This is a genomic window from Flavobacterium sp. (genome assembly GCF_003525665.1).
GTDB lineage: Bacteria > Bacteroidota > Bacteroidia > Flavobacteriales > Flavobacteriaceae > Flavobacterium.
In genome coordinates, this window is sequence record NZ_DQDX01000119.1 from 1243 (window position 1) to 6997 (window position 5755).

Sequence of the window (5755 nt, forward strand, 5' to 3'; positions counted from 1 at the left end):
ATATTCCTGACTTGGCGCTCCAGCAATCACAAATTGATAGTCCTGAAAATCATTTACAACACTCAACATTAACGAAAGCATTTTAGAAATTTCTTGTTTTCTACTTCCTGGCAGAATCGCAATTATTGGTTTTTCGTCAAGATTATTTTCTTTTCTAAATACAGCTCCGTCAATAATTTTTCTATTATGAATGGCATCAATCAATGGATGACCGACAAATTCTACTGGAAAATTGTGTTTCTTTTCATAAAAATCTTTCTCGAACGGAAGAATGACATACAATTTATCAAAGTCGCGTTTGATGTCTTTAATTCGATTTTCTTTCCAAGCCCAAATTTGTGGAGAAATATAGTAATGCGTTTTAATGCCGCGTTCTTTCGCCCATTTTGCAATTCGCATATTAAAACCAGGATAATCAATAAAAATAATTACGTCTGGATTAAACTTAGCAATATCCGATTTACAAAATTTAATGTTATTTAAAATGGTTTTCAAATTCAAAATTACTTCTGCAAATCCCATAAACGCCAATTCGCGGTAATGTTTTACTAAAGTTCCGCCAACATTTTGCATTAAATCGCCACCCCAAAACCGAATTTCGGCATTGGAATCTTCCTTTAACAAGGACTTCATTAAATTAGAACCGTGTAAATCTCCCGAAGCTTCGCCAGCAATAATATAGTACTTCATATTTAAATAAACAGAGTTGATAATGCCAATATAATCGTTGCTAAAATAACGCCGCGAGCCATCATTTCTTTATTTTTTTTGAGTAAAATATAAAACACTACGATGTTTAAAATTGCTCCCAATACAAAAACTTTTCCAAGAATTCCTTCAATTCTTAGTAGGTTAAAGTCATCAATTAAATCGTACTTAGTTTTTATTTTTAAAAATAAATAAGCTCCAATAAATGTTGAAACTAATCCGATGAAGAAACCAATAAGTAGGTCTGTTTTTTTCATATTAAATGTATACTATTATAATTCCCAAGTGTTTAATGTTTGAATTGCATGATGCGCTGTCAAGTCAAATTGCACAGGTACAATCGAAATGTAATCGTTAGCCAAAGCCCATTCATCGGTGTCTTCACCTTTATCTTGATTTATAAATTCGCCTGTTAGCCAATAATATTCTTTACCGAATGGCGTAACTCTTTTGTCGAATTTTTCTTGCCACATGGCTTTCGCTTGACGACAAATTTTTATACCTTTTATATCTTCAGTTTTTAATTTCGGAAAGTTAACGTTTAAAACAGTTCCATCGGGCAAACCATTTTTTAAAACTTCTTCTGCAATTTTCTTCACAAATGGTTTAATCTGGCTAAAATCGGCATTCCAATTATAATCCAATAAAGAGAAACCAATAGCAGGAATTCCTTCAATTCCGGCTTCAACTGCGGCGCTCATTGTTCCCGAATAAATTACATTTATAGAAGAATTTGAACCATGATTGATTCCCGAAACACACAAGTCTGGTTTTTGTTTTAAAATTTCATTAACGGCCATTTTTACACAATCTACTGGAGTTCCAGAGCAACTGTATTCTGCAATTGTAGCGTCATCGGCAGAAATTTTATTTAAATGTAAGGTATTGTTTATTGTTATTGCGTGACCCATCGCACTTTGCGGACTATCTGGTGCAACTACTACAACTTCACCAATTTCACTCATAACTTCTATCAACGTTCTTATTCCTGGCGCGGAGATGCTATCGTCGTTGGTTATTAAAATTAAAGGTTTCTTAGACATTTTTTATAAAATTATGATGTAACAAAAGTACTTAAATTAGTACTTATTTACGATACAAATTTTTAACTTTGAGCCAGACTAAGGTTTTGATTGAGAAAAAATAATTTGTTTTAACAAAACATTATGCGATACAGCAGTATTGTGGCATAATATTTTATGTAATTTAGTGAAAAATTAATGAATGCAATTATACAGTTTATGAAAAGGAATTATAAAGTACTATTACTAATTGTAGCCCTTGCAATTGGGTTATGGAGTTTTATTCCGAGAGCGGAAAAAAATGATCCAGAGAAAGATAAATTTTTATTAGAACTGTTGACTTATGTTCTTGAAAAAGGACATTACAATCCATCAGCATTTGACGATAAACTCTCGAAAGGAATTTATAAAGATTATATTGATGCATTAGATCCATCTAAACGATTCTTTTTGCAATCGGATATTGATGAATTTGCAAAATATGAGTTACAAATTGATGATCAGATATTAAAGAAGGAACTTACATTCTTTGATTTAACGTATACGCGTTTGATGAAAAGAATAGAAGAAAGTAAGTCTTATTACAAAGATGTGCTTGATAAACCTTTTGATTATTCAGTCGATGAAGAGTTTAATACTGATTATGAGAAGTTGCCTTACGCAAAAAATGTATCTGAATTGAAAGAAAAGTGGAGAAAGCAAATTAAACTTTCTACCTTATCTACATTTGTTGATAAGCAAAAGTTAGAAGAAGACAAGCTGAAAGATAGAAATAAAACTGTCGAACAAAAGCTTGCGGAATATAAAACCAAAATGGGTTCTAAATTGACTCCAGAACTTGAGAAAAAATTTGTGGCGAATGCAGAGAAAACTAAAGATGAACCTGCAAAATCGGACAAAGTTCTTGAAGAAGAAAGTAGAGAAAGCACTTTAAAATCGTTGAATGATTATTACGGAGTGATAAAAGATTTAGACAGACAAGATTGGTTTTCTGTTTATATCAATGCAATTGCTTCGCGATTTGATCCGCATACTTCTTATTTTGCGCCAGACGAAAAAGAACGTTTTGATATTGGAATGAGTGGAAAACTGGAAGGAATTGGTGCTCGTTTACAAAAGAAAAATGATTTTACAGAAATTACAGAATTAATTTCTGGTGGACCAGCATGGAGAGGAAAAGAACTTGAAGCTGGAGATTTAGTTTTGAAGGTAGCACAAGGTGACGAAGAACCAATTGAAGTTATTGGTATGCGTCTTGACGATGTTGTTAAAAAAATAAAAGGTCCAAAAGGTACTGAAGTTCGATTGACTGTTAAGAAAACCGATGGAACTTTAAAAGTTATTTCTATAATTAGAGATGAAGTTGAACTAGAGGAAACTTATGCAAAATCTAGTATTATTGAAAGAGAAGGTACTAAATATGGTATTATTTATTTGCCAAAATTCTATATAGACTTTGAAGACAAAAACAGTCGTGATGCTGGTAAAGACGTTGCTTTAGAAGTAGAGCGATTAAAAGCAGCTGGCGTTAAAGGTATTATTTTGGATGTAAGAGATAATGGTGGTGGTTCGCTTTCTACAGTAGTGGATATTGCTGGATTATTTATTGAGCAAGGACCAATTGTTCAAGTTAAATCGGCTGCAGGAAAGAAAGAAGTATTATTTGATAAAGATCCAAAAGTGCAATGGGATGGACCTTTAGTAATTATGCAAAATAGTTTTTCAGCATCGGCATCAGAGATTTTGGCTGCTGCAATGCAAGATTATAAAAGAGCTATTATTATTGGAAGTAAACAGAGTTATGGTAAAGGTACCGTTCAAAATGTAATTGATTTAAATCAGTTTGTTAGAGGAAGCAACGTTGGTGATTTGGGTGCTTTAAAAACTACAACTCAAAAATTCTATAGAATTAACGGTGGTTCTACTCAACTTGAAGGTGTAAGTAGTGATATTGTTATGCCAGATCGTTATGCTTATTTAAAAATGGGTGAACGCGATATGGAAAATGCAATGCCTTGGGATAAAATTGATGCTGCCGAATACAAAACTTGGAACAAGCAAAACAATTTTGATAAAGCAATTGCAAACAGCAAAATGAGAATGCAAAACAATCCTCAGATGCAATTAATTGATGATAATGCAAAATGGATTGATGAAAGAAATAATGTAAATGTTTACAGTCTTCAAATAAATAAGTTTAAAAACGAACAAAAGAAACTTGAAGAAACTAATAAAAAGTATAAGTCATTGTCCGATTACAATAACAGTTTGCCATTTGCGTCTTTACCGTATGAAGTAGAGTTAATGAAGAACGATGAAACTTTGAAGGGGAAAAGAGAAAGTTGGTTTGAAACTTTGTCTAAGGATGTTTATGTTGAAGAAGCAATTCACATCTTGGATGATTTAAACCAAAAACCTGACACTAAAAAAGGATTTACACAGAGAAGTAATAAAATGATTAAATCTTAAGTAGTTGTAAAACTTAAATAAAATGGCTGTTTCAATTATGAAACAGCCATTTTTGTTATAATTAATTTGAACTGATTATTTTCCGCCGTCAAGTTCGTCTTGCCATTTTTTTAATTCTGCCCATTTTCCTTCGTAAGCAAGTTGTGCTTGTTTAGCCCATGTTGAAGGATTATGAATAGAGAATCGCTCGCCTGCACTGTTAAGTACTTCTTGTAGTTTTTCTGTAGGTGTTTCAGACATTATTTTCCATGTGTTGATTCCTGCATTTAGGAATAATTCTTCAATCTTCGGACCAATTCCTTCAACAATTTTTAAGTCGTCTTGTTTCCATTTTTTTCCTAAAATTGAAAAAGCTAAGTCTGCATTGTATGGTATTGTTGCAACTCCTGCAGAAACTGATTCAACAGATTTCGCAAAATTTTGAATATTCGCATTGGCACTTGCTTTAGCCGAAACTAAATCAGTTTCTAAAGATGTTATTTTAGTATTTAAAGTTTTTGTGTTGGCTCTACACGCATCCAAATCAGATTGAAGTGAAAGTGAATTGTCGCTACCTTTAGCGCTCATTTTTCCTAATAGATATCCTAAAATACCCGATATTAAACCTACTATTGCAGGAATTAAAATACATAAATTCATAATATTATTTTTTAAAATTATTTAATTGTAACTACTGTTCTTCTGTTTTTTGATTTTCCTTCTGCAGTTTTATTGTCTGCAATTGGCTCATCTGGACCTTTAGACGATGTTTCTATTCTATTTTTTGCAACACCATTTTTTGCTAAATAGTCGCGAGCAAAATCGGCTCTTTCAAGACCTAATCTAGTATTTATAGTTCTATCGCCAACATTATCTGTGTGGCCAATAGTGCTTAATTTTGCATCAGAAACATTGTCTAGGTAGCGAACTAAATCGGCAACTTTTTGTCTTTGTTCGGCTGTTAAATCAATATCGGTTTCACCAGTCTTAAAATAAAGAGTAAGCGGCGTTGCATTGATTTTGGTTTTCATTGCATTCCAATCCACTTTTTCTGTTGTAGCAGTTGGTTCAACGCTCAATAATTTGTAGTCAACAGGTCCAAGAATAGTATCGGAATTCATTTTCCATACATCACGAATTTCTCCAGATGTATCAAAACTTGATGCAGAGAAACCTTTAGAAACAAAATAATTTTTCACATCATTTGCTCTTGCAAAACCTAAATTAGGATAAGCAGAAGTGTTTTTCTCTTCTGAAGTTGCATATCCAGTAATTAATAATTTTTGGTTTGGATTTTTGTCAAAGAATGCTTTTAAATTGTCTATTCCTAGATTTAAAGAATCTCCAATTGGTAAGATTGACTTGTAATCATTTTTCAAGAAATTAAAATTATCATTGCATTGATAATTAAATTCTTCGCTGTTCAAGGTAAATTTGTTTAAAGAAAGAGAACTGCCAGCATCTACAGATAAAGAATCTGTTGTGCTTTTTGTGTCCTCTTTGCAAGAACAATTACAACAATATTTTTGGTATAAGAACGTACCAATAATGATTGTAATTAAAATACCCAATAGGTA

6 protein-coding genes are annotated in these 5755 nt (G+C 32.2%); 1 reads left to right on the forward strand and 5 read right to left on the reverse strand.

The genetic code is table 11. The features are described from left to right. From DIU01_RS08610 to surE, 3 genes are all read right to left on the reverse strand, one after another. Positions 1-690: lipid-A-disaccharide synthase (locus tag DIU01_RS08610; protein ID WP_367221875.1), on the reverse strand; the 690-nt coding region annotated here is incomplete at its 3' end. Positions 691-692: 2 nt separating this feature from the next. Beyond that, positions 693-965: a hypothetical protein gene (locus DIU01_RS08615; RefSeq protein ID WP_290833514.1), complete on the reverse strand. Its 273-nt coding sequence runs from the start codon at positions 963-965 to the stop codon at positions 693-695. A 15-nt stretch (positions 966-980) separates the two neighbouring features. Then, complete coding sequence (gene surE / locus DIU01_RS08620) at positions 981-1751, reverse strand: 5'/3'-nucleotidase SurE (RefSeq protein WP_290833516.1); 771 nt, start codon at positions 1749-1751, stop codon at positions 981-983. A 177-nt stretch (positions 1752-1928) separates the two neighbouring features. Here surE and DIU01_RS08625 point away from each other — a divergent pair, with 177 nt between their 5' ends. After that, positions 1929-4199, forward strand: a complete 2271-nt coding sequence (locus DIU01_RS08625) for a carboxy terminal-processing peptidase (RefSeq protein ID WP_290833518.1) — start codon at positions 1929-1931, stop codon at positions 4197-4199. Positions 4200-4274: 75 nt separating this feature from the next. Here DIU01_RS08625 and DIU01_RS08630 read toward each other — a convergent pair whose 3' ends face one another. Further along, on the reverse strand, positions 4275-4838 hold the full coding sequence (locus DIU01_RS08630; RefSeq protein WP_290833521.1) for a hypothetical protein: 564 nt from the start codon (positions 4836-4838) through the stop codon (positions 4275-4277). Between the two features lie 17 nt (positions 4839-4855). Continuing rightward, a partial coding sequence (locus DIU01_RS08635) for an OmpA family protein (protein WP_290833523.1) occupies positions 4856-5755 on the reverse strand: 900 nt, incomplete at its 5' end.